A 19,860-nucleotide genomic window follows, 5' to 3' on the forward strand; every position below is an offset into this window, starting at 1 on the left:
GATTGAGTGAGCAGCCCATATCGACTGTGGGAGCGGGCTTGCTCGCGAAGGCGGCCCAAGCAACACCGCCACAGGAGCGCCTGCTCGCTCCACAATGGATTTTTGGTGTGTCTGAAAAAAAGGGCCGCTTCAAGCGGCCCTTTGCACATTCGTCGTCAGAATCCGAGCTTGTCCCGCAAGCCGTAATACCAGGCCCCCAACGCCGCAAACGGCGTCCGCAGTAGTTGCCCGCCGGGGAATGGGTAGTGCGGCAGATCGGCAAACGCATCAAAACGCTCAGCCTGGCCGCGCAACGCCTCGGCCAGCACCTTGCCCGCCAGATGCGTATACGTCACGCCATGACCGCTGCAACCTTGGGAATAGTAGATGTTATCGCCCAAGCGCCCGACCTGAGGAAGACGCGACAGGGTCAGCAGGAAGTTGCCGGTCCAGGCGTAATCGATCTTCACGTCCTTGAGCTGCGGGAACGCCTTGATCATCTTCGGCCGGATGATCGCCTCGATGTTCGCCGGATCCCGCGCGCCGTACACCACGCCACCGCCGAAAACCAGACGCTTGTCGCCGGTCAGGCGGTAATAGTCGAGGAGGTAATTGCAGTCTTCGACGCAGTAATCCTGCGGCAACAAGCTCTTGGCCAGTGCCTCGCCCAATGGTTCGGTGGTGATTACCTGAGTTCCGCAAGGCATCGACTTGGCCGCCAGCTCCGGCACCAGATTGCCGAGATAAGCGTTGCCCGCCACGATGATGAACTTGGCCCGGACTCTACCCTGGGGCGTGTGCACCACCGGGTTCGCGCCGCGCTCGATTCGCACCGCCGGCGATTGCTCATAAATGGTGCCGCCCAACGACTCGATCGCCGCCGCTTCGCCGAGTGCCAGGTTCAGCGGATGAATGTGCCCGCCGCTCATGTCGAGCATGCCGCCCACATATTGATCGCAGTTCACCACTTCACGGATGCGCTTCTGATCCATCAGCTCAAGCTGCGTGTGACCGAAACGCTCCCACAGACGCTTCTGCGATTCCAGATGGCCCATTTGCTTGGCGGTGATGGCGGCGAACACACCGCCGTCCTTCAGGTCGCATTGGATGTTGTATTTGGCCACCCGCTCACGAATGATCTGGCCGCCCTCGAACGCCATCTGCCCCAACAACTGCGCCTGCTTGGGACCTACGGTTCGCTCGATCACATCGATGTCGCGGCTGTAACTGTTAACGATCTGGCCACCGTTGCGTCCCGACGCGCCAAAACCCACCTTGGCGGCTTCCAGCACCGTGACCTTGAAACCGTTCTCCAGCAGAAACAGGGCAGAGGACAGACCGGTGTAACCGGCACCGATCACACAGACATCAGTCTCTACGTCACCCTGCAAGACCGGGCGCGGCGGAACCGCATTGGCCGATGCAGCGTAATAGGACTCTGGGTAGGGGGTGTTAGCCATCCTGCAGCCTCTGTTTAATATATTTTACGAGTGCGCCGATGCTACCCGAGTTAAAAATCGACCGCCAGCCACCGCAAAATCTTCTTTGTAGCGACGAAATTAAATATTTTGCATATTCATAGGGTTAGCTCGAAAAAAGGTGTTGACACCCCTCCGGAATTCCGTAGAATGCCGCCTCACAGCAGGCACGTAGCTCAGTTGGTTAGAGCACCACCTTGACATGGTGGGGGTCGTTGGTTCGAGTCCAATCGCGCCTACCAAACAAAATCCGCTCTGCTGGGCGGTCTAGAAGGGCTCACCGAAAGGTGGGCCCTTTTTTGTTGCCTGCGATTTTTCAGCGCCCCTCAAAGCGCCAGCTCGGCGCCCACCTCCAAGTCATCACCTCAAGGCAATCGCCGAGGTACAACCAAGGCTCCAGGGTCATAGTCATTTCCAGTCAGGTCCCGCCCTCCGTGACCGGATGAGACATGGAGGTGGTGGCAATTTGGCATTGCTCAAATTAACGAGTATTGTGGCGCCCGTTCCTCCTCACGCCATGGACGCGGTAATGACAACAGTGCCTTCAATCGTTACGAAACAAGAGACTCACTTAGGTTACGAAATCCAGGTGGTTACAGTCGGGCCGATCAAAACACAGCAGGACGAACCGGAAAATCTGCACACGCATCACAAAGCCAGGATTTCTATTTGGTTCGATGGCAAAGAGATCAGGGAAGCAGGTGAGGCCCCTTCCATGCGTTTTGTGTCGCGGGAGGACGCAACTGAATTTGGTTTCGAAATCGGCCGAATAATTGTCGCGCAACGTCGAAAATTAACTGCTTTCAAGCTGATTGATCGTGCGTGCGAACTCTTCAAGTTGCCGCGATTGCTGTTCCGTCATCAAGATTTCAAGTTGCGACAGGGGCGCGAAGCGGGTGGGCTCTGATCCTTTTGGCTGAGTTTAGTAATGCTGAGCCATTCATGACTTCCATCCTTCGCCGCAGGCAGGTCTCTGCTTTTTGGGCTACTACTTTCAGGCCAATCGGAACGTTGGCCTGACGGGAGTATATCGATGCTTGTGCACTGGTTTCTTGCTGCGATCCATCTATTGGCGTTTGCCCTCGGCTTCTGGGCAGTCCTGTCCCGAGGTACGGCTTTTCGGCGCCTGGCTACGGGCGTGGGGGAGGCTCGCAGCGTATTGATCGCGGATAACCTGTGGGGGATTTCTGCGGTCGTCCTGCTGGTCACCGGTGGGATGCGAGCTTTTGGCGGGTACGAAAAGGGCAGTGACTACTATCTTCATCAGCCGCTGTTCCACCTCAAGATGGCGCTGTTCGTCCTGATCCTGTTGCTTGAAGTTGCACCGATGGTGACGTTGATCAAATGGCGGATTGCGCAGGCGCGGGGTGCAGCCATCAATTCCGGTCGTGCAACGCTGTTTGCACGGATCAGTCATATCGAAGCGCTGCTGGTGCTGCTGATGGTTGTGGCGGCTACGGGCATGGCGCGGGGTGTGACATTGGGTTAGTCGAGTGTGATTGCGCACTTCCCCAGGGTTTATCCGAAACGTCCGACAGCCATGACGTGAGACATGCCGCTAGTATCGGCTTCACGTTCTGGGTGGGTGACTGCGGTGGTGTTAGCGACGCGTGAATCTTAGCCAGCCGTGATTCCAGGGCGAACGGGCTGGCTACTGACTGCAACAGGATTCAGGTTTGCGGCTTGTCCGGGGCGGTCAGGCCAGCCTGAATGCGCTGATAAATTTCTTCGCGATGCACCGCAACGTCTTTCGGGGCGTTGATGCCAATTCTGACTTGCTGGCCGCTTACGCCCAGAATGGTGATCGTAATGTCATCACCAATGTTTATGCTTTCACCGACTTTGCGGGTGAGTATCAGCATGGTCTTCTCCTTGATTGCTTTGTGGGGCACCTGATTCGGACAGTGCAGAGGTCGGTGGTCTGTATAGATTAGTGCGAAGTCTCACGGTTTGGGTGCCTCTTTCTGACGCGCAGATGCTGCATTAATTCCCAAGGCGTAACTATACAGAGGCCGCATCCATCATTCTCGTTGTTTTGCGCCCATTTTGCGGCACTCGAGAAGTATTCATGGATGTTAAAATCCCCGCTTTCAGCATTCAGAGGGAAGCGTTGTGCGCAAAATGGCCTTGGTAATCGCAGTACTGGCAATGGCGGGATGTGGTGAAGGCAAGAGCGTTGACGCGCAAAAGCCGCAGCCGGCGGCGACTGCAGCGCCTGCGGTGGCCTCCGGACCGCAGTGGGATCTGGAAGTGCGAGGTGAAATAACCCAGGCTGTCAGCGATCTGAGTGGCTGGCTGATTGAGCACAGTTTCGTTTCCAGTGTGGTCAAGGAAAATGGCAAGACCCGCATCCTGATGGGACCATTCAGTTCGAAAGCCGAAGCTGAAGCCAAACAGGAAGAGGTGCGCGCAGCACTGACCCGTGCGAAAAAGCAGAACATCGAATTGCTGGTCATCGAGCGACCGGTGACTCAGTAACGGCATCATCCGCCGGCCGAGCGCCTTGGAATGACGAGCGCGGTTTAAACAAAAAAGGCCTCGGGCGTTACCCCGAGGCCTTTTTTGTGCGCGTCAGCGTTTAACCGCAGGCCTTCATGTCCACCGGCCCGACAAACTCGTTACCGCGCCCCATTACGCACGCCACGCTCTGGTTGCGTTGCTGTTCCCAGGCTTGAACCGGGTAAGTTTTGTTCCAGGCTTCGTACAGTTGCCGATCCTGTTTTGACAGGTGCAAACCGTACTGCTTGCTCATGTAGAAGTAAGTCCGGGCGATCATGCCGCGAATGGAAGGACGAGGCATGACCTTCTTCGCCTTGAAATCGACCTGAGTCAGGCACGAGCCGTATTGACCGGATTGCTCCGGCAGCCAGCCAAAGCTGAAATTGCTGCGATCACCATTCACTTCGCCGATGCTCGGTACCAGGTTGTGCAAATCGGCCTCGGCTTTCTGATAGGTCGGGTCGTAACGCGTGCAATTCTTGCGTCCGCCTTCCTGCCAGCACTGACGCTGGTGGCCGATCTGCCAGGCGGGGACGATGTGCTCCCATTCGATGCGGGAAGCGCGCTTGGCATTTTTGCGCGGTACATAACCGCAGGCGGCGAGGTTTACCTTGTTGCCGGTGTACTTGCACCCGCAGTAGAACTCGGTGGATTGCGGCGCATACAGCTTCCAGGCGACCTTCTTGGCTTCGTTGAAAGTGCGCGGGGCGTCAGCCTGGGCGCCCATCGCGAAGAACAGAAACAGCAAAACAAAACAACGGACACTCATTGACTCAATCTTCCTTCGGCACAACCCAGAAAATCTGCACGCCGCCATCGTCGCGGTAGGCGAGGGTGACGTTGTCGTTCTCGTCGATTTCTTCGAGCAATTGTTCCCACTCATCCACGGGCTCGTCCGGAAGACGGAAGATCAGTGCGGCTTTGGCTTTCTGGGCGGTGGGGGAATTGATGATTTTTTGAACGCGCATACCCATGCGTTGATAGGCGTCAGGAGAGGCAGGGGTGGTGGCCACGGAATTATCCTTATTAAGCTGTACGTGCATACAGTATTTAACTGTAGGCATTTTCGCAACTGCTTAAAATTCAAGAAAATCCTCTGACAGTGGTTTTTTCCGTTTGGTGTAGGAAGAGGGAAATTTTTTTATCGGATAAGAGACCACTTGCCAGGGGGCAAATGGTGACGGTGGTGCCCGACCGGAACCGGTCGGGCGAGGGCGAATCAGTATTCCCAGAACATCCGCTGCAGCTCTTTGCTGTCATTGGTCTTGGTCAGCGCGACCATGGCCAGGATGCGGGCTTTCTGTGGATTCAAGTCATGCGCCACGACCCAGTCGTATTTGTCGTCAGGCTGTTCAGCGTTACGCAGTACGAAACCACCGGCGTTGACGTGGGAAGACCGAATGATTTGTACGCCGTCTTTACGCAAGGCCTGCAGGGCTGGAACGACCCGCGAAGACACCGAACCGTTGCCGGTGCCGGCGTGGATGATGGCTTTGGCGCCGGATTGAGCCAGCGCTTTGTAGGCGGTATCACTCACGTTGCCGTAGGAATAGGCGATTTCGACGTCAGGCAGGCTCTTGATGTCCTTGATGTCGAATTCCGAATCCATGGTGTGGCGCTTGGCTGGCAGGCGGAACCAGTAGGATTTGCCTTCAACCACCATGCCGAGGGGACCCCAGGCACTTTTAAACGCCTCGGTCTTGATGTTGATCATTTTGCTGACGTCGCGACCGGACTGGATTTCATCGTTCATGGTCACCAGTACGCCTTTGCCGCGAGCATCTTTGCTGCTGGCCACGGCGACGGCGTTGTACAGGTTCAGCATACCGTCGGCGGACATCGCGGTGCCCGGACGCATGGAGCCCACGACGATGATCGGCTTGTCGGTTTTTTCGACCAAGTTCAGGAAGTAAGCGGTCTCTTCCAGGGTGTCGGTGCCGTGGGTGATGACGATGCCATCGACGTCTTTGCTGTCGGCCAGTTCGGCCACACGACGGCCCAGTTGCAGCAGGTTGTCGTTGGTGATGCTTTCTGACGCAATCTGCATGACCTGTTCGCCGCGAACGTTAGCCAGTTGGCTCAGTTCCGGAACCCCGGCGATCAATTGTTCAATGCCGACTTTTGCCGCTTGATAAGTCGCGCTGTTGGCGGCGCTGGCACCTGCGCCGGCAATGGTGCCGCCGGTGGCGAGGATCACCACGTTCGCCAGTTTCTGTTGGGTTTCGGCTTCTTTTGCCTGAAGGGCTGTCGGAAGGAGTAGCAGGAGGGCCAAGGCGCCCGGAACGAAAGTCTTGAAAGCAGATGTCATTATTTTTCTCTTCTAGTAGTGACGGTGCTGATGCAGGTTCATCTAGATGTGCCCCAGGCGGATCTGAACGCTTGGGGTGGAGGAGAGGGAGCAGGATCTGTACCAGTCATATCCGGAATTGAAAAAATGCCTTTAACCTAATGATTGGTATCAATTTTCTGGTTTGTGTCAGATAGACATTCACCAGCTTGTTGTCCGGGTTTCCGAATATGGTTGGCATTTGCGTTCGGCTCTCCGAAAAGGACTACGGACCCTGTCGAACAAGTCGTCTTGCCAGATAGCGAATCAGCATTAAAGAACCTCGCGCGCAGGTCGATGCCCTCCAAAGGATCTTTTTCTCCAGGAGTTCAAATGTCATTTCCGGTTGGCTTCCCCAATGCAGGCGCAATCACCATCGGTGGCAAGTCCACGGCGACGATCAACGCTTTGAGCGAATCGACTTCCGAAACGTCGACGCTGGCGTTGGGTAACGAGGAAGTGGCTGACGAAACCAAGGTCCGCACCGGTGGCGGCACCCCGGCCGAAGCCAAAGCAGATAGCGGCAGCGACCAAAGCATCCCAGTAAAAATATTGCTCAAGCGCATGCAGGAATTGCAGCAGCAACTGCGCGAGCAACAGCAGCAATTGGCTGCGGCTCAGGCGGCGTCTTACCCGACACCGGAAGCCAAGACCGCGGTAGTCATGGCAATTCAGGGGCAGGTCGCGAACACCAGCGGCGCGCTGGCAGAAGTAACCGGCAATCTGGTCAAGGAACTGGCCAAGGGGTCCAGCGCGGGTGGTATTGTCAGCACGACGGCGTAAAGGGACACTCCCCGAAGTACAAAACGGATTTTTCGGTCGTTGACAAATGACGACAGGGTTCGCATAGTTCGGTCTACGCAAACGTTTGCGCGGCTCCGTCGAGGGTGTGTCCCTCGGCGAATGCGGTGAAGCTTGCACCGGCGCAAACGTTGCTCAGAATAATCATAAGATCGGAGTGAATCCATGAAGCTGCCATTCGCTGGACGTCTTCTCGCTGTCGCTATGCTGGCTGCCGCATCCGTCGCGTTGCCTGCCTCCTCGGCTTTCGCCGAATCCCCTGAAAAACCTAAAGTCGCGCTGGTCATGAAATCCCTGGCCAACGAATTCTTCCTGACCATGGAAGACGGCGCCAAGGCCTACCAGAAAGACCACTCCGCCGATTTCGACCTGATCTCCAACGGTATCAAGGACGAAACCGACACCGCGGGCCAAACGCGCATCGTCGAGCAAATGATTCTGGCCAAGGTCAATGCGCTGGTCATCGCACCCGCTGATTCGAAGGCCATGGTTCCGGTGATCAAGAAAGCCATCGATGCCGGCATCACCGTGATCAACATCGATAACCAGTTGGATCCTGCCGTCGTCAAAAGCAAAAACATCACCGTTCCGTTCGTAGGCCCGGACAACCGCAAAGGTGCGCGTCTGGTAGGTGAATACCTGGCCAAGCAACTGAAGGCCGGTGACGAAGTCGGCATCATCGAAGGCGTGTCCACCACCACCAACGCCCAGGCCCGGACTGCTGGCTTCAAGGATGCGATGGAAGCGGCGCAAATCAAGGTCGTTTCTCTACAGTCCGGCGATTGGGAAATCGATAAAGGCAACAAGGTCGCGGCTTCGATTCTTAGTGAATACCCGGACGTCAAAGCCCTGCTGGCCGGCAACGACAGCATGGCCGTCGGCGCGGTCTCCGCCGTGCGAGCCGCGGGCAAGGCCGGCAAGGTGCAAGTTGTCGGCTACGACAACATCAACGCCATCAAGCCAATGCTCAAGGATGGCCGCGTCCTGGCCACCGCTGACCAGTTTGCCGCCAGGCAAGCCGTATTCGGCATCGAGACGGCGCTGAAAATCATCAAGGGCGAGAAGGTCGACAGCGGCACCAACGGCGTCATCGAAACTCCGGTAGAGCTGGTGACCAAGTAGTCCTTCTGGCGACACAACGGTGCTCGCCCGTCCGGGCGAGCGCATGGAGAGTTTTTTATGTCAGTTTCCGCTCCGAACGCTGTCCTCTCGGTCAGCGGTATCGGTAAGACTTATGCGCAACCTGTCCTCAGCGGCATCGACCTGACGTTGATGCGCGGTGAAGTGCTGGCGCTGACCGGCGAGAATGGCGCCGGCAAAAGCACGCTGTCGAAGATCATCGGCGGGCTAGTCACGCCGACCACCGGCCAGATGCAATTTCAGGGTCAGGATTATCGTCCCGGCAGTCGCACCCAGGCTGAAGACCTGGGTATTCGCATGGTCATGCAAGAACTCAATCTGCTGCCGACCCTGTCGGTGGCGGAAAACCTGTTTCTCGACAACCTGCCCAGCAACGCTGGCTGGATCAGCCGCAAGCAATTGCGCAAGGCAGCGATCGAGGCCATGGCCCACGTCGGGCTCGACGCGATCGACCCGGACACCCTGGTCGGCGAGCTGGGTATCGGTCACCAGCAAATGGTCGAAATCGCCCGCAACCTGATCGGCGATTGTCATGTGCTGATCCTCGACGAACCGACCGCGATGCTGACGGCCCGTGAAGTCGAGATGCTGTTCGAGCAGATCACGCGCCTGCAAGCGCGCGGCGTGTCGATCATCTATATCTCGCACCGTCTCGAAGAATTGGCCCGTGTGGCTCAGCGCATTGCGGTGTTGCGCGACGGCAACCTGGTCTGCGTCGAGCCGATGGCCAATTACAACAGCGAGCAACTGGTCACCCTGATGGTCGGTCGTGAACTCGGCGAACACATCGACATGGGCTCGCGCCAGGTCGGAGCGCCGGCGTTGACAGTCAAGGGGCTGACCCGCTCGGACAAGGTGCGCGACGTGTCCTTCGAAGTGCGTGCCGGCGAGATCTTCGGGATTTCCGGATTGATCGGGGCAGGGCGCACCGAGTTGCTGCGCCTGATCTTCGGCGCCGACACGGCGGACAGCGGCACGGTTGCGCTGGGTTCGCCAGCACAGGTCGTGAGTATTCGTTCACCGGTGGACGCGGTCAGACACGGCATCGCCCTGATCACTGAAGACCGCAAGGGCGAAGGCTTGCTGCTGACCCAATCGATCAGTGCGAACATCGCCTTGGGCAACATGCCGGAGATTTCCAGCGGTGGTTTCGTCAACAACGGTGACGAAATGTCCCTGGCTCAGCGTCAGATCGACGCCATGCGCATCCGCAGCTCCAGCCCGACGCAATTGGTGTCGGAGCTGTCCGGCGGCAACCAGCAGAAAGTCGTGATCGGCCGATGGCTGGAGCGCGATTGTTCAGTGTTGCTGTTCGACGAGCCGACACGCGGCATCGACGTCGGCGCCAAATTCGACATCTATGCACTGCTCGGTGAGCTGACCCGTCAGGGTAAGGCGTTGGTGGTGGTGTCCAGCGATCTGCGCGAACTGATGCTGATCTGCGACCGCATCGGCGTGCTGTCGGCGGGGCGCCTGATCGAGACATTCGAGCGCGATAGCTGGACCCAGGATGACTTGCTTGCCGCCGCTTTTGCCGGCTACCAAAAACGTGATGCGTTGCTCAATGAAGCAGCGCCTAGGAATCCTCAATGAAAACTGCAACGTCTGCCGGTAAACGTAGTGGCAATTTTTACGGCCTCGGCACCTATCTGGGCCTGGCCGGTGCCTTGCTGGCGATGGTCGCGCTGTTCTCGGTCCTGAGCAGCCATTTCCTGTCTTACGACACCTTCAGCACCCTGGCCAACCAGATTCCGGACTTGATGGTGCTGGCGGTCGGCATGACATTCGTGTTGATCATCGGCGGCATCGATCTGTCGGTGGGCTCGGTGCTGGCACTCGCCGCGTCGACGGTCAGCGTGGCGATTCTCGGCTGGGGCTGGAGCGTACTGCCGGCAGCATTGCTCGGCATGGCGGCGGCAGCGTTGGCCGGAACCATCACGGGTTCGATCACCGTGGCGTGGCGTATTCCGTCGTTCATCGTGTCCCTCGGCGTGCTGGAAATGGCGCGCGGCGTGGCGTACCAGATGACCGGTTCGCGCACCGCCTACATCGGTGATGCCTTTGCCTGGCTGTCCAACCCGATCGCCTTCGGCATTTCGCCGTCATTCATCATTGCCTTGCTGATCATCTTCATTGCTCAGGCCGTGCTGACCCGCACGGTGTTCGGCCGCTACCTGATTGGCATCGGCACCAACGAAGAAGCCGTGCGTCTGGCAGGGATCAATCCAAAACCCTACAAGATCCTGGTGTTCAGCCTGATGGGGTTGCTGGCCGGTATCGCCGCGCTGTTCCAGATTTCTCGCCTGGAAGCGGCGGATCCGAATGCCGGTTCCGGTCTGGAGCTGCAAGTCATTGCCGCGGTGGTGATCGGCGGAACCAGCCTGATGGGCGGGCGCGGTTCGGTCATCAGCACCTTTTTCGGGGTCCTGATCATTTCCGTACTGGCGGCCGGTCTGGCGCAGATCGGCGCGACCGAACCGACCAAACGCATCATTACCGGCGCGGTCATCGTGGTGGCGGTGGTGCTTGATACCTATCGCAGTCAGCGCGCAAGCCGGCGGACCTGAGTCATGGCAACGATCAAGGATGTGGCAGCGCTCGCGGGGATTTCCTACACCACGGTTTCCCACGTGGTGAACAAGTCCCGGCCGGTCAGCGAGGAAGTACGGATCAAGGTCGAGGCCGCGATCAAAAGTCTCGACTACGTACCCAGCGCCGTGGCCCGCTCATTGAAGGCCAAGACCACGGCGACCATCGGCCTGCTGGTGCCCAACAGCCTCAACCCGTACTTCGCCGAGCTCGCTCGCGGCATCGAGGATTACTGCGAGCGCAATGGCTACTGCGTAATCCTCTGCAACTCCGACGACAACCCGGACAAGCAGCGCAGCTACCTGCGCGTGTTGCTGGAAAAGCGCATCGACGGGTTGATCGTGGCGTCGGCTGGTGGTGATGCGGGGCTGGCTGAAGGTCTGGCAGGCGTGCGCACGCCGATGGTCATCGTCGACCGCGGACTGGAAGGCGTGAATGCCGATATGGTGCGCATCGATCATGAGTACGGCGCTTATCTGGCGACCCGGCACCTTCTGGAGCTGGGGCATCGGGACATCGCCACCATTGGCGGGCCGGCAAGTACCAGCGTGGCGCAGATGCGTCTGGCGGGTTATTGCCGCGCGCTGAAAGAGGCGGGCATCGAAGTGCCTCGCGAGCGCATGCTGGAAAGTGATTTCACCAGCACTGGCGGCTACAGCGCCGCCGCGATCCTGCTGGAAAAGAACCCGCCGAGCGCCATTTTTGCCGGCAACGACATGATCGGCATCGGCGTGCTGCGAGCCGCCGCCGAGCGCAATATTCGTGTGCCGAGCGAGCTGTCGGTGATTGGCTTCGACGATATCCAGATGAGCCGTTATGTCTATCCGGCGCTGACCACCGTGGGCCAGTCGATCGTGCAACTCGGCGAGATGGCGGCCAGCGTGCTTTTGCGCAGGATCGCCACACCGAATATGGCCACTGATCAACGGATCGTGACGCCCAGTATTGTCTTGCGGGAATCGACTGCGCCACTGGCCGGTGTTTTTGACCACTTCCGTTGAAATAGCATTTATGAGTAGTGATGTATGTCAGCAAAAGTAGTGGTGATAGGCAGCCTGAACATGGACCTGGTGACCCGCGCGTCGCGGTTGCCCCGTGGCGGTGAAACGCTGATCGGCGAGTCGTTTACCACGATCTCCGGTGGCAAGGGCGCCAATCAGGCGGTCGCTGCGGCGCGGCTGGGCGCGCAGGTGTCGATGGTTGGTTGCGTGGGTACTGACGCCTATGGCGAGGAATTGCGCGGGGCGCTGTTGGCCGACCGGATCGATTGTCAGGCGGTCAGCACCGTCGACGGTGCCAGCGGCGTGGCGCTGATCGTGGTCGATGACAACAGCCAGAATGCGATCGTCATCGTCGCCGGTGCCAATGGAGCGCTGACGCCGGAAGTGATCGATCGTTTCGACGCGGTGTTGCAGGCGGCGGACGTGATCATCTGTCAGCTGGAAGTGCCGGAGGCCACGGTCGGGCATGCACTCAAGCGTGGTCGTGAGCTGGGTAAAACCGTGATCCTCAACCCGGCACCCGCCAGTCGTCCGCTGCCGGCAGACTGGTATGCGGCCATCGATTACCTGATCCCGAACGAGAGCGAAGCCTCGGCGCTGAGCGGTTTGCCGGTGGATTCGCTGGCAACCGCTGAAACCGCAGCGACCCGGCTGATTGCCATGGGGGCGGGCAAAGTCATCATCACTCTGGGTGCCCAAGGCTCGCTGTTTGCCAATGGCAAAAGCTTCGAACACTTTCCGGCGCCGAAGGTAAAAGCTGTCGATACCACGGCCGCTGGCGACACCTTTGTCGGTGGTTTCGCCGCCGCGCTGGCGGCCGGCAAAAACGAGGGCGAAGCGATCCGTTTCGGTCAGGTGGCCGCTGCGCTGTCGGTGACCCGTGCTGGCGCGCAACCCTCGATTCCTGATTTGTCCGATGTACAGGCCTTTAAAACACCATGAAAAAGACACCTCTGCTGAACGTCGCGCTGTCGCGACTGATCGCTTCCCTGGGCCACGGCGACATGGTCGTGATTGGCGATGCCGGTCTGCCGGTGCCGCCGGGCGTCGAGCTGATCGATCTGGCCCTGACCCACGGCATTCCGGATTTCATCAGCACAGTAAAAGTCGTGCTAAGCGAAATGCAGGTCGAACGCCACGTATTGGCCCAAGAGATCCTGGACAAGCAGCCGTCGTCGCTGGTCACGCTGGACGAACTGAATGCCGAAGGCGCGCTGGGTCAGCGTGAGCTGCTCAGTCATGAGCAATTCAAGGTCTTGAGCCGACAAGCACGGGCGATTGTTCGTACAGGCGAATGTCAGCCGTACTGCAACATCGTGCTGGTGGCCGGGGTGACGTTCTGATTCGCCGTTGTCTCTCTGCTTTCCCACGCACAAGGAGTGCGCCATGCACCGCTATGCTCAGAAACTGCACCATCTGTTCCGGAGTCTGCTGCTTTTGTCCCTGATGACCGCAACAAGCGCCCAGGCGGCGGAAAAGATCGACTTGATCATCGACACCGACCCCGGTGCCGATGACGTGGTGGCCTTGCTGTTTGCCCTGGCATCACCGGAAGAATTGAGCATCCGCGCGCTGACCACCGTCGCCGGCAACGTGCGTCTGGACAAAACCTCGCGTAATGCGCGGCTGGCCCGCGAGTGGGCAGGGCGCGAAGAGGTGCCGGTGTATGCCGGTGCGCCAAAGCCGCTGATGCGCACGCCGATCTATGCCGAGAACATTCATGGCAAGGAAGGCCTGTCGGGCGTCACCGTGCATGAGCCGAAGCAAGGCCTGGCCAAGGGCAATGCGGTCAATTACCTGATCGATACCTTGAAAGCCGCCAAGCCTCACAGCATCACCATCGCCATGCTCGGTCCACAGACCAACCTGGCCCTGGCACTGATCCAGGAACCTGAAATTGTTCAGGGCATCAAGGAGGTGGTGATCATGGGCGGCGCGCACTTCAACGGTGGCAACATCACCCCGGTGGCCGAATTCAACCTGTTCGCTGACCCGCAGGCTGCGGAAGTGGTGTTGAAAAGTGGTGTCAAACTGACCTATCTACCGTTGGACGTAACCCACAAGATCCTCACCAGCGAAGCACGGCTGAAGCAGATCGCGGCACTGAACAACAACGCCAGCAAGTTGGTGGGCGATATTCTCAACGAATACGTCAAAGGCGACATGGAGCACTATGGTCTTCCGGGTGGCCCGGTGCACGACGCTACAGTCATTGCCTACCTGCTCAAGCCGGAGCTGTTCACCGGCCGTTCGGTCAACGTGGTGGTTGATAGTCGCGAAGGTCCGACCTTCGGTCAAACCGTCGTCGACTGGTATGACGGCCTGAAAGCGCCGAAGAACGCTTTCTGGGTTGAAAGCGGCGACGCCCAAGGCTTCTTCGACCTGCTGACCCAGCGTCTGGCGCGTCTGAAATAAGTTTCACCCCCGCAGGTGCCAGCCTGCGGGTTTCACTCCCTTTCGTTGTATTCAGCGCCCTTGTAGTCGGGCGGGTACTTCTCGAACACCTGCGCGATGAAGGACTGCGCTGCTTCAGTCCCCAGTTCCTTGACCAATAGATCGATACCAATGATTGCCAACTCTTCCGGGCTGCCCGGGCTGTAGGAGCTATGACCTTGCGGCCATTTGGCTTTGATGTCGGCGTCGATGCTTACAGTGGTCATGATGGCGCTCGTGAGTTCGGGAAAGTCTGAGGGTGAGTTAACCATTTTTGCCGGACATTTGGCACTCCGACTTAGGCATGAGAGGAGGGCTATGCGACACTTGCTCTTTGATGAGTTTTTCAAGGACAGCGCTGTGCAGATCGATTTGAACACTCCTGACGGCTTGACCCTTGAAGCGGTGCGCCAGCTACTGGCCAGCGCCAGCGATGATGAGCACACTCAGTTGCGGGTCACCAAGGGCGGCATCGCTTACATTTCATCGGGCGTCGTGGGCGGCACCGACATAGACGGTCTACTGTTTCGTCTGGAGACGTGGGCCAAGGGCTCCGGGTATGTGGGATTGGTCGCGGCCAGTGACGAGGTCTGGGTCATGCAGATTTTCAATGCGCTGAAAGAGAACTGGCCGACACCACCGTTCGACTACATCGACATTTATTGAGTGCTGTTCATATTCAGTCACGATTGAGGGATGAACCGGTAGGAAGGCTCAGGCAAACTCGCCGATTGTCCGGATCGAGGGTAGGGTGAAAGCGCTGCCTGTGAAACCAAACGCCAGAGTGGCGGTCGCACGCTCTCAGCTTAACTATTGAAAAAAGGAGGCTTCATGCCTTGGAAGCTCGCGTCATTGGGTGCTTTGTTGGCCGCTAGTCTGCTGGCAGGATGCAGCAGTACGTCCACCGAATCGTCAACAGACCCTGTCACGACGACTGATACCGGTCACAGCCGCTGCGAAGCAAAGGCTGCCGAATTCACCATTGGCAAAAAGGCTTCGCCCGAACTGCTGGAGCAGGCGCGCCTTCGCGCTGGCGCGCAAAATGCCCGTATCCTCAAGCCAAACGATATGGTGACCCTGGAGTACCGCTCCGATCGCCTGAACCTGAACACCGATAACAACCTGGTGGTCACGCGCATCAGCTGCGGCTGATACCGTCAGGTTTTTGCTTCACCCATAAAAAACCCCGTCACATGGACGGGGTTTTTTTAGTGCGCCTGGAAATTACTCTGGGCGAACTTGAGCAGCTTGCATACCCTTTTGGCCTTTCTCAGCCACGAAGGAAACGGTCTGGCCTTCTTTCAGGCTTTTGAAACCGTCGCTTTCGATAGCTTTAAAGTGTACGAACAGGTCGTCACCGCCACCTTGAGGAGTGATGAAGCCGAAGCCTTTTTCATCGTTGAACCATTTAACGGTGCCGGTTTGGCGATTAGACATGGTGTATCTCCAAGAAACATATATTTTCAGTAGTACTGTGCTGCTCAGGCCAACTGGGCACACCGGGGTATCATAGTCGAAATGTTCGCTTTGGGAGCCCCCCGGACGTGCTGTTTGCCCTGCAGTCGCGCTTTCTTTGTTGCTTGATGTGGCTGAAAGCCCCGTTTTAAAAGGCTTTCGGCCGAAAGTAAAGACGATAAAAAAAGCTGTAAAACCTGCATCAATTGTACGAAAAACAGCTTTTCAGGGGCTTTTCATCGGCCGTTGAGGCCTTCAAAGCGTCCTTTCGGGCTTATTTTTTCGCCTTGTTATCGGCCTTGCACGAAGAAATCTGGGTCAGTGCTTTTTGTTTCAGTGCGTCGCTGGCCTTGTTGTCCATCAATGCCTGAATGTCGCTGGCCGGGTACGACTTGATCGCATCGGCGCCGCAAGCGCAATGAGCTTTTGCCGCCGCCGGGCCGATCTGCGGAGTAGCTGCCTGGGTGCACTGAGCCATGTATTTATCGCGCTCGCCCTTTGGCCAATCGGCATGGGCGGCCAGTGGCAGCAGCAGGACGATGGGGGCGACTACTGCGAACAAACGATTCAGACGCATGCTGGGATGCTCCTTGTGGGTCAATGTCTTGTCATCTGAGGGGTAAAGCAGGGTTCAAGTTCAGCACAATGGCATAAAAACACCTGATTTACCCCCGCAGAACACCCGGCACCGCGACGACCGTTCATCTGTGCTAGCATGCCCCGCTCGGGTATTTGCAAGCTCCGGATGACCTTCAGTCCCGGTGGCGGCAATGTCCGAATAACCCTGATTTGAATCCCAGTCACTCTGGTTCGGTTTTCCGGTTGGCCGCAAGGCTCCTGCCGCTGTAAGGCAGGCGTTCGTCATTGAATGGCCTGGACCGGATCTTGTACTGGCTCATCCCAACCCACGTGACCTTTGGTAGGGGTCACCACTAGGAGAGGAGGCGCCATGCCAACTATTACTCTTCCCGACGGCAGTCAACGTTCCTTCGATCACCCGGTTTCCGTAGCCGAGGTCGCCGCATCCATTGGTGCCGGTCTGGCCAAGGCCACCGTGGCCGGCAAGGTCGATGGCAAGCTGGTCGACGCCAGTGACATCATCAGCGCCGACGCTACGCTGCAAATCATTACGCCAAAGGATGAAGAGGGGCTGGAGATCATTCGCCACTCTTGCGCCCACCTGGTCGGCCACGCGGTCAAGCAGCTGTACCCGACGGCCAAAATGGTCATCGGCCCGGTCATCGACGAAGGCTTCTATTACGACATCGCCTTCGAGCGTCCTTTCACTCCGGACGACCTGGCCGCTATCGAACAGCGCATGCAGCAGCTGATCGAAAAAGATTACGACGTGATCAAGAAAGTCACTCCGCGCGCCGAAGTGATCGAAGTGTTCAAGGCCCGTGGCGAAGACTACAAGCTGCGCCTGGTCGAGGACATGCCGAACGAGCAGGCCATGGGCCTGTACTATCACGAAGAATACGTCGACATGTGCCGCGGTCCGCACGTGCCGAACACGCGTTTCCTGAAATCCTTCAAGCTGACCAAGTTGTCCGGCGCCTACTGGCGTGGCGATGCCAAGAACGAGCAATTGCAGCGCGTTTACGGCACCGCATGGGCTGACAAAAAGCAGCTGGCGGCTTACATCCAGCGCATCGAAGAAGCTGAAAAGCGCGATCACCGCAAGATCGGCAAGCGTCTGGGCCTGTTCCATACCCAGGAAGAGTCGCCGGGCATGGTGTTCTGGCACCCGAACGGCTGGACGCTTTATCAGGTACTCGAGCAGTACATGCGCAAGGTTCAGCGCGACAACGGCTACCTGGAGATCAAGACTCCACAAGTCGTTGACCGCAGCCTGTGGGAGAAGTCCGGGCACTGGGCCAACTACGCCGACAACATGTTCACCACTCAGTCGGAAAACCGCGACTATGCCATCAAGCCGATGAACTGCCCTTGCCACGTGCAAGTGTTCAATCAGGGCCTGAAAAGCTACCGCGAGTTGCCGATGCGCCTGGCCGAATTCGGTGCCTGCCACCGTAACGAGCCATCGGGTGCGCTGCACGGCATCATGCGCGTGCGTGCGTTCACTCAGGACGACGCCCACATCTTCTGCACCGAAGAGCAAATGCAGGCTGAATCCGCCGCGTTCATCAAGCTGACCATGGACGTCTACGCCGACTTCGGCTTCAAAGACGTCGAGATGAAGCTGTCCACTCGTCCGGAAAAACGCGTCGGTTCCGACGAATTGTGGGACCGCGCCGAAGCTGCATTGGCTGCAGCCCTTGATAGCGCTGGCTTGCCGTACGATCTGCAGCCGGGCGAGGGTGCGTTCTACGGTCCGAAAATCGAGTTCTCGCTGAAAGATTGCCTCGGCCGCGTCTGGCAGTGTGGTACTCTGCAGCTCGATTTTAACCTGCCTGTCCGTCTGGGAGCCGAATACGTCTCCGAAGACAACAGTCGCAAGCACCCGGTGATGTTGCACCGGGCGATCCTGGGTTCCTTCGAACGCTTCGTCGGAATTCTGATCGAGCACTACGAGGGTGCATTCCCTGCGTGGCTTGCACCGACTCAGGCAGTGATCATGAATATCACTGACAAACAGGCCGATTTTGCCGCCGAGGTTGAAAAAACCCTCAACGAAAGCGGATTTCGTGCCAAGTCTGACTTGAGAAATGAAAAGATCGGCTTTAAAATCCGCGAGCATACTTTGCTCAAGGTTCCCTATCTCTTGGTTATCGGAGATCGGGAAGTCGAGATGCAGACTGTCGCTGTGCGTACTCGTGAAGGTGCTGACCTGGGCTCGATGCCCGTCGCCCAGTTCGCTGAGTTTCTCGCGCAAGCGGTTTCCCGGCGTGGTCGCCCAGATTCGGAGTAATTATTATTAAGCGTGAAATGAGACAAGATAAACGAGCTGCACCGAAAGCCCCGATCAACGAGAATATCTCGGCACGCGAGGTTCGGTTAATTGGGGCTGAAGGTGAACAGCTTGGGATTGTGTCAATTGAAGACGCGCTTCTTAAGGCTGAAGAGGCCAAACTGGATCTGGTGGAAATTTCCGCCGATGCAGTACCCCCTGTTTGCAAACTGATGGACTACGGCAAATCGATCTTCGAGAAGAAGAAACAGGTTGCCGCGGCCAAGAAAAACCAGAAGCAGATTCAGGTTAAAGAAATCAAGTTTCGTCCAGGGACGGAGGAAGGGGATTACCAGGTAAAACTGCGCAACCTGGTACGTTTCCTGAGTGATGGGGACAGGGCCAAGGTATCCTTGCGATTCCGCGGCCGTGAGATGGCCCACCAGGAGCTGGGGATGGAACTCCTCAAGCGAGTTGAAGGTGACTTGCTCGAGTACGGTTCGGTCGAACAGCATCCTAAGATGGAAGGACGCCAGCTGATCATGGTCATCGCCCCGAAAAAGAAGAAGTAATCAACAGGGCACGGCAGGCCTTCTGATTATGTTTATCAACTGAATGCGGAGTATCCGAACATGCCAAAAATGAAAACGAAAAGTGGTGCTGCTAAGCGGTTTCTGAAAACTGCTAACGGTATCAAGCACAAGCACGCTTTCAAGAGCCACATCCTGACTAAAATGTCGACCAAGCGTAAGCGTCAACTGCGCGGTAGCAGCTTGCTGCATCCGTCTGACGTGGCAAAAGTCGAGCGCATGCTGCGCCTTCGTTAATTTTAGTCAAGAATAGAGGAAGTAACTCATGGCTCGTGTAAAGCGTGGCGTCATTGCCCGTAAACGTCACAAAAAAATTCTGAAACTTGCTAAAGGCTACTACGGCGCTCGCTCGCGCGTATTCCGTGTTGCCAAGCAAGCGGTAATCAAGGCAGGCCAATACGCCTACCGTGACCGTCGTCAGAAAAAACGTCAGTTCCGCGCTCTGTGGATCGCTCGTATCAACGCTGGTGCACGTATCAACGGTCTGTCCTACAGCCGTTTCATCGCCGGCCTGAAAAAAGCGTCCATCGAGATCGACCGTAAGGTTCTGGCTGATCTGGCAGTGAACGAAAAAGCGGCGTTTGCTGCGATTGTCGAGAAAGCTAAAGCCACCTTGGCTTAAGTACCCCCGACAGTCACCCGGCCTCACCTCTGTGGGGCCAGGTGTTAAACGTCATAAATAGGGGAAGAGCCTTCAAGCTCTTCCCCTATTTTGTAT

The 19,860-nt window shown here is 57.6% G+C and carries 25 protein-coding genes and 1 tRNA gene; 18 read left to right on the forward strand and 8 right to left on the reverse strand.

Annotation, left to right across the window (positions count from 1 at the left end):
- Positions 1 to 155: 155 nt before the first annotated feature.
- Entirely contained in the window at positions 156 to 1,439 is a 1,284-nt protein-coding gene (locus ACA073_RS09760) for an NAD(P)/FAD-dependent oxidoreductase (protein WP_497403075.1), read from the reverse strand.
- Between the two features lie 183 nt (positions 1,440 to 1,622).
- On the opposite strand from ACA073_RS09760, the gene ACA073_RS09765 reads away from it, so the two are divergent.
- The 3 genes from ACA073_RS09765 to ACA073_RS09775 all read left to right on the forward strand — a co-directional run bounded on the left by ACA073_RS09765 (position 1,623) and on the right by ACA073_RS09775 (position 2,946).
- A tRNA-Val gene (locus tag ACA073_RS09765) sits at positions 1,623 to 1,699 on the forward strand.
- A gap of 224 nt (positions 1,700 to 1,923) precedes the next feature.
- Complete coding sequence (locus ACA073_RS09770) at positions 1,924 to 2,364, forward strand: hypothetical protein (protein WP_497403076.1); 441 nt, start codon at positions 1,924 to 1,926, stop codon at positions 2,362 to 2,364.
- A gap of 126 nt (positions 2,365 to 2,490) precedes the next feature.
- Positions 2,491 to 2,946, forward strand: coding sequence for a DUF2214 family protein (locus ACA073_RS09775; RefSeq protein ID WP_497403077.1), 456 nt, complete (start codon positions 2,491 to 2,493; stop codon positions 2,944 to 2,946).
- Between the two features lie 181 nt (positions 2,947 to 3,127).
- On the opposite strand, the gene csrA is transcribed toward ACA073_RS09775, so the two are convergent.
- Positions 3,128 to 3,319, reverse strand: a complete 192-nt coding sequence (gene csrA, locus ACA073_RS09780) for a carbon storage regulator CsrA (RefSeq protein WP_059404395.1) — start codon at positions 3,317 to 3,319, stop codon at positions 3,128 to 3,130.
- Positions 3,320 to 3,569: 250 nt separating this feature from the next.
- On the opposite strand from csrA, the gene ACA073_RS09785 reads away from it, so the two are divergent.
- The gene (locus tag ACA073_RS09785; protein ID WP_497403078.1) at positions 3,570 to 3,935 is read left to right on the forward strand and encodes an SPOR domain-containing protein; all 366 of its coding nucleotides are present in this window, start codon (positions 3,570 to 3,572) and stop codon (positions 3,933 to 3,935) included.
- 100 nt (positions 3,936 to 4,035) lie between these two features.
- Here ACA073_RS09785 and ACA073_RS09790 read toward each other — a convergent pair whose 3' ends face one another.
- From ACA073_RS09790 to ACA073_RS09800, 3 genes are all read right to left on the reverse strand, one after another.
- Entirely contained in the window at positions 4,036 to 4,725 is a 690-nt protein-coding gene (locus tag ACA073_RS09790) for an endonuclease (protein ID WP_497403079.1), read from the reverse strand.
- 4 nt (positions 4,726 to 4,729) lie between these two features.
- Positions 4,730 to 5,020: a DUF1654 domain-containing protein gene (locus ACA073_RS09795; RefSeq protein ID WP_497403080.1), complete on the reverse strand. Its 291-nt coding sequence runs from the start codon at positions 5,018 to 5,020 to the stop codon at positions 4,730 to 4,732.
- A 155-nt stretch (positions 5,021 to 5,175) separates the two neighbouring features.
- A complete protein-coding gene (locus ACA073_RS09800; protein WP_497403081.1) occupies positions 5,176 to 6,264 on the reverse strand; it encodes an asparaginase in 1,089 nt (362 codons plus the stop codon).
- Between the two features lie 351 nt (positions 6,265 to 6,615).
- Between ACA073_RS09800 and ACA073_RS09805 the strand changes: the two genes are divergently transcribed.
- The 8 genes from ACA073_RS09805 (at position 6,616) to ACA073_RS09840 (ending at position 14,228) form a co-directional block, all read left to right on the forward strand.
- Complete coding sequence (locus tag ACA073_RS09805; RefSeq protein WP_497403082.1) at positions 6,616 to 7,065, forward strand: hypothetical protein; 450 nt, start codon at positions 6,616 to 6,618, stop codon at positions 7,063 to 7,065.
- A gap of 183 nt (positions 7,066 to 7,248) precedes the next feature.
- Entirely contained in the window at positions 7,249 to 8,205 is a 957-nt protein-coding gene (locus ACA073_RS09810; protein WP_497403083.1) for a sugar ABC transporter substrate-binding protein, read from the forward strand.
- Positions 8,206 to 8,262: 57 nt separating this feature from the next.
- On the forward strand, positions 8,263 to 9,816 hold the full coding sequence (locus tag ACA073_RS09815; protein ID WP_497403084.1) for a sugar ABC transporter ATP-binding protein: 1,554 nt from the start codon (positions 8,263 to 8,265) through the stop codon (positions 9,814 to 9,816).
- The gene (locus tag ACA073_RS09820) at positions 9,813 to 10,790 is read left to right on the forward strand and encodes an ABC transporter permease (RefSeq protein ID WP_008028232.1); all 978 of its coding nucleotides are present in this window, start codon (positions 9,813 to 9,815) and stop codon (positions 10,788 to 10,790) included. The genes ACA073_RS09815 and ACA073_RS09820 overlap by 4 nt, the downstream gene beginning before the upstream one ends.
- A 3-nt stretch (positions 10,791 to 10,793) precedes the next feature.
- Positions 10,794 to 11,813, forward strand: a complete 1,020-nt coding sequence (locus ACA073_RS09825; protein ID WP_497403085.1) for a LacI family DNA-binding transcriptional regulator — start codon at positions 10,794 to 10,796, stop codon at positions 11,811 to 11,813.
- Between the two features lie 24 nt (positions 11,814 to 11,837).
- A complete protein-coding gene (rbsK, locus tag ACA073_RS09830; RefSeq protein ID WP_497403086.1) occupies positions 11,838 to 12,755 on the forward strand; it encodes a ribokinase in 918 nt (305 codons plus the stop codon).
- Positions 12,752 to 13,156 carry a D-ribose pyranase gene (gene rbsD, locus ACA073_RS09835; protein ID WP_497403087.1) on the forward strand — a complete coding sequence of 135 codons (405 nt, stop codon included), beginning with the start codon at positions 12,752 to 12,754 and terminating at the stop codon, positions 13,154 to 13,156. The genes rbsK and rbsD overlap by 4 nt, the downstream gene beginning before the upstream one ends.
- A 43-nt stretch (positions 13,157 to 13,199) precedes the next feature.
- The gene (locus tag ACA073_RS09840; RefSeq protein WP_497403088.1) at positions 13,200 to 14,228 is read left to right on the forward strand and encodes a nucleoside hydrolase; all 1,029 of its coding nucleotides are present in this window, start codon (positions 13,200 to 13,202) and stop codon (positions 14,226 to 14,228) included.
- 32 nt (positions 14,229 to 14,260) lie between these two features.
- Here the strand turns inward: ACA073_RS09840 and ACA073_RS09845 are convergent, their stop codons facing one another.
- Positions 14,261 to 14,473, reverse strand: a complete 213-nt coding sequence (locus ACA073_RS09845; protein WP_497403089.1) for a hypothetical protein — start codon at positions 14,471 to 14,473, stop codon at positions 14,261 to 14,263.
- Between the two features lie 133 nt (positions 14,474 to 14,606).
- On the opposite strand from ACA073_RS09845, the gene ACA073_RS09850 reads away from it, so the two are divergent.
- Together ACA073_RS09850 and ACA073_RS09855 are read left to right on the forward strand one after the other, a co-directional pair.
- Complete coding sequence (locus tag ACA073_RS09850; RefSeq protein WP_084318055.1) at positions 14,607 to 14,912, forward strand: hypothetical protein; 306 nt, start codon at positions 14,607 to 14,609, stop codon at positions 14,910 to 14,912.
- 165 nt (positions 14,913 to 15,077) lie between these two features.
- Complete coding sequence (locus ACA073_RS09855) at positions 15,078 to 15,398, forward strand: I78 family peptidase inhibitor (protein WP_497403090.1); 321 nt, start codon at positions 15,078 to 15,080, stop codon at positions 15,396 to 15,398.
- Positions 15,399 to 15,470: 72 nt separating this feature from the next.
- Here the strand turns inward: ACA073_RS09855 and ACA073_RS09860 are convergent, their stop codons facing one another.
- On the reverse strand, positions 15,471 to 15,683 hold the full coding sequence (locus ACA073_RS09860) for a cold-shock protein (protein ID WP_003179963.1): 213 nt from the start codon (positions 15,681 to 15,683) through the stop codon (positions 15,471 to 15,473).
- Between the two features lie 292 nt (positions 15,684 to 15,975).
- On the reverse strand, positions 15,976 to 16,278 hold the full coding sequence (locus ACA073_RS09865) for a hypothetical protein (RefSeq protein WP_497403091.1): 303 nt from the start codon (positions 16,276 to 16,278) through the stop codon (positions 15,976 to 15,978).
- Between the two features lie 372 nt (positions 16,279 to 16,650).
- Here ACA073_RS09865 and thrS point away from each other — a divergent pair, with 372 nt between their 5' ends.
- Genes thrS through rplT form a run of 4 tightly spaced genes read left to right on the forward strand, consistent with a single transcriptional unit; the run spans position 16,651 to position 19,764 of the window.
- Complete coding sequence (gene thrS / locus ACA073_RS09870; protein WP_008023971.1) at positions 16,651 to 18,573, forward strand: threonine--tRNA ligase; 1,923 nt, start codon at positions 16,651 to 16,653, stop codon at positions 18,571 to 18,573.
- Positions 18,573 to 19,124, forward strand: a complete 552-nt coding sequence (gene infC, locus ACA073_RS09875) for a translation initiation factor IF-3 (protein ID WP_172668659.1) — start codon at positions 18,573 to 18,575, stop codon at positions 19,122 to 19,124. The genes thrS and infC overlap by 1 nt, the downstream gene beginning before the upstream one ends.
- A gap of 60 nt (positions 19,125 to 19,184) precedes the next feature.
- Positions 19,185 to 19,379 (forward strand): 50S ribosomal protein L35, encoded by a 195-nt coding sequence (rpmI, locus tag ACA073_RS09880; RefSeq protein ID WP_002553160.1) that lies wholly within the window; start codon positions 19,185 to 19,187, stop codon positions 19,377 to 19,379.
- 28 nt (positions 19,380 to 19,407) lie between these two features.
- Positions 19,408 to 19,764 (forward strand): 50S ribosomal protein L20, encoded by a 357-nt coding sequence (gene rplT / locus ACA073_RS09885; protein ID WP_007905879.1) that lies wholly within the window; start codon positions 19,408 to 19,410, stop codon positions 19,762 to 19,764.
- The last annotated feature ends 96 nt before the right edge of the window (positions 19,765 to 19,860 follow it).

The organism is Pseudomonas sp. LBUM1670, assembly GCF_059695695.1.

Excerpts from the sequence above, each read along its gene's own strand:
- ACA073_RS09860 (WP_003179963.1), bottom strand. The coding sequence starts at position 15,683 with ATGTCTAATCGCCAAACCGGCACCGTTAAATGGTTCAACGATGAAAAA.
- csrA (WP_059404395.1), bottom strand. The coding sequence starts at position 3,319 with ATGCTGATACTCACCCGCAAAGTCGGTGAAAGCATAAACATTGGTGAT.
- ACA073_RS09865 (WP_497403091.1), bottom strand. The coding sequence starts at position 16,278 with ATGCGTCTGAATCGTTTGTTCGCAGTAGTCGCCCCCATCGTCCTGCTG.
- ACA073_RS09825 (WP_497403085.1), top strand. The coding sequence starts at position 10,794 with ATGGCAACGATCAAGGATGTGGCAGCGCTCGCGGGGATTTCCTACACC.
- ACA073_RS09810 (WP_497403083.1), top strand. The coding sequence starts at position 7,249 with ATGAAGCTGCCATTCGCTGGACGTCTTCTCGCTGTCGCTATGCTGGCT.
- ACA073_RS09775 (WP_497403077.1), top strand. The coding sequence starts at position 2,491 with ATGCTTGTGCACTGGTTTCTTGCTGCGATCCATCTATTGGCGTTTGCC.
- rbsD (WP_497403087.1), top strand. The coding sequence starts at position 12,752 with ATGAAAAAGACACCTCTGCTGAACGTCGCGCTGTCGCGACTGATCGCT.
- ACA073_RS09790 (WP_497403079.1), bottom strand. The coding sequence starts at position 4,725 with ATGAGTGTCCGTTGTTTTGTTTTGCTGTTTCTGTTCTTCGCGATGGGC.
- ACA073_RS09820 (WP_008028232.1), top strand. The coding sequence starts at position 9,813 with ATGAAAACTGCAACGTCTGCCGGTAAACGTAGTGGCAATTTTTACGGC.
- rpmI (WP_002553160.1), top strand. The coding sequence starts at position 19,185 with ATGCCAAAAATGAAAACGAAAAGTGGTGCTGCTAAGCGGTTTCTGAAA.
- ACA073_RS09800 (WP_497403081.1), bottom strand. The coding sequence starts at position 6,264 with ATGACATCTGCTTTCAAGACTTTCGTTCCGGGCGCCTTGGCCCTCCTG.
- ACA073_RS09840 (WP_497403088.1), top strand. The coding sequence starts at position 13,200 with ATGCACCGCTATGCTCAGAAACTGCACCATCTGTTCCGGAGTCTGCTG.
- ACA073_RS09795 (WP_497403080.1), bottom strand. The coding sequence starts at position 5,020 with ATGCCTACAGTTAAATACTGTATGCACGTACAGCTTAATAAGGATAAT.
- ACA073_RS09805 (WP_497403082.1), top strand. The coding sequence starts at position 6,616 with ATGTCATTTCCGGTTGGCTTCCCCAATGCAGGCGCAATCACCATCGGT.
- rbsK (WP_497403086.1), top strand. The coding sequence starts at position 11,838 with ATGTCAGCAAAAGTAGTGGTGATAGGCAGCCTGAACATGGACCTGGTG.
- thrS (WP_008023971.1), top strand. The coding sequence starts at position 16,651 with ATGCCAACTATTACTCTTCCCGACGGCAGTCAACGTTCCTTCGATCAC.
- rplT (WP_007905879.1), top strand. The coding sequence starts at position 19,408 with ATGGCTCGTGTAAAGCGTGGCGTCATTGCCCGTAAACGTCACAAAAAA.
- ACA073_RS09815 (WP_497403084.1), top strand. The coding sequence starts at position 8,263 with ATGTCAGTTTCCGCTCCGAACGCTGTCCTCTCGGTCAGCGGTATCGGT.
- ACA073_RS09760 (WP_497403075.1), bottom strand. The coding sequence starts at position 1,439 with ATGGCTAACACCCCCTACCCAGAGTCCTATTACGCTGCATCGGCCAAT.
- ACA073_RS09845 (WP_497403089.1), bottom strand. The coding sequence starts at position 14,473 with ATGACCACTGTAAGCATCGACGCCGACATCAAAGCCAAATGGCCGCAA.
- ACA073_RS09855 (WP_497403090.1), top strand. The coding sequence starts at position 15,078 with ATGCCTTGGAAGCTCGCGTCATTGGGTGCTTTGTTGGCCGCTAGTCTG.